The 1,180-nt window shown below is 33.3% G+C and carries 1 protein-coding gene and 1 pseudogene; both read left to right on the forward strand.

What is annotated here, in order from left to right; translation table 11 throughout:
- The first annotated feature begins 469 nt into the window (after positions 1–469).
- Positions 470–943 (forward strand): hypothetical protein, encoded by a 474-nt coding sequence (locus FIM25_RS16935; RefSeq protein ID WP_139451022.1) that lies wholly within the window; start codon positions 470–472, stop codon positions 941–943.
- A gap of 49 nt (positions 944–992) precedes the next feature.
- Positions 993–1,180: pseudogene (locus tag FIM25_RS17455) on the forward strand (IS701 family transposase); the annotation flags it as partial.

The following is a 1,180-nucleotide window of genomic DNA, read 5'->3' on the forward strand; positions in this document are numbered from 1 at the left end:
GGATTTTGACTCATAAAGATAAGTATGGTTTCCAACTTTTTGCTTCACGATGCAAGTCATGCTTCCCCCCTTGTGGTAATATGTTATTATACCTGCAAAGGGTCAAAAAACCAGCTTTTTTAAACTTTTAAAAAATTAATTTTCAACAAAAATCAAGGGTAATCCTTGGTGTTTCAGGTTCTTACGCAAAATATCAGCACGGCATTAAGCGTTGTAGGTATACAAATCAACAGGGAATCGAGGGAGAATGAAAAGATATTAACGGGTGGCAATGCTGAGGATGATCACGAGTTAAAAGTAAATTTGTCATGCATCCGGTATATAGCTAAAGTAAAAATTAATAATTTTTTTGCGGCCCTTCAGAATCCCGGAAAGTAGATGCTTGGAGTAAAAGCTAAAAAAGCTAAAAGGGGTCAGACACCTTTTATTTCATCTTTCACTTCACTTTATCTTTTGTTTAGGAATATAAATGTTTTTTGAAAAAAATGAAAATATAGAGTTGCTAGAAAAATTTCTTAGTAGCGTTGATGTTTTAGCCGTTAAAGATAAGATCATAGAGAATCGATTGCTTTTAGTAACGAAAATAATAGAATTCATTAGCAAGTCACCCTCAGAATGGGACAAGAGGTGTTCGTTTAATATGCAGTGTTCAGGAAAGGATTTTATAAATAATATAAGCAGTTTTAATTATGCTAATCCAACTAATGTAGATCTTTTATATTCAACAGCTTATCGGTTTTTGTGTGAGTTTGATTTTTTTAGAGCTTATGGTGTAGAATCTGATTCAAGATTAAGGTCTGTTTTTATTGAAATCCAGAAAGATATTGATGGAATGAATGATTCTATTAAGCCACAAATGATTTACGCTTTATATCAAATGCCAGTAGAAATGCTAAAAAATCTTGTTAATAATCCTAAAACTACAAGCTTTATAGAATTTTAGGAGTTACGCAGTTGATGTTTTTACCGGTTCCATTTAAGGTTTAAAGATTATGAATCCACCAAAATTTTCTGAATATGATTACATGGCTTTTTTGACAGCAAGTCCCAAAATTTTTACCTGCACAGAGGTTGAGAGAGTTTTACAGGAGCAAAAAAATGCTCCTGCGCATGATTCCATCAATCGACTTCTTCACAGGCTTACGCCTTCAGCATCGGCTCTTCGTAATGAAGCAATTCA

Source organism: Desulfobotulus mexicanus, from assembly GCF_006175995.1.
GTDB lineage: Bacteria > Desulfobacterota > Desulfobacteria > Desulfobacterales > ASO4-4 > Desulfobotulus > Desulfobotulus mexicanus.